This window comes from Flagellimonas olearia, from assembly GCF_009184425.1.
Lineage (GTDB): Bacteria > Bacteroidota > Bacteroidia > Flavobacteriales > Flavobacteriaceae > Flagellimonas > Flagellimonas olearia.
In genome coordinates this window covers 1-370 of the sequence record NZ_WELG01000097.1, presented here as the reverse complement: position 1 = coordinate 370, position 370 = coordinate 1, and the positions used below count along the sequence as shown (strand labels likewise).

The 370-nt window shown below is 57.8% G+C and carries 1 pseudogene; it reads left to right on the top strand.

The window, feature by feature from the left end:
• Nucleotides 1–370: pseudogene (locus F8C76_RS19355) on the top strand (IS3 family transposase); the annotation flags it as partial.

Sequence of the window (370 nt, the reverse complement as noted above, 5' to 3'; positions counted from 1 at the left end):
CAAGCATGGCCTCAGTATCCGTCTGGCCTGCGAGATCTATGGCATCAGCGAGACCTGTTATCGCTACCAGGCAAAGCTCAATGGCGAGAATGCCGTGATAGCCGATTGGTTGCTGAAGTTGACGCAGCGCCACAAGCGCTGGGGCTTCGGGCTGTGCTTCATGTACCTGCGTAATGTGAAGGGCTACGCCTGGAATCACAAGCGTGTGTATCGTCTTTACCGGGAGCTGGAGCTGAATCTGCGTATCCAGCCCCGACGGCGCATCAAACGAGACTATCCGGGCGAATTGGATGTGCCCACCGCCCCGAATCAGGTCTGGTCGATGGACTTTATGAGCGACCGGCTGGTGAGCGGCAAGTCGCTCCGAACC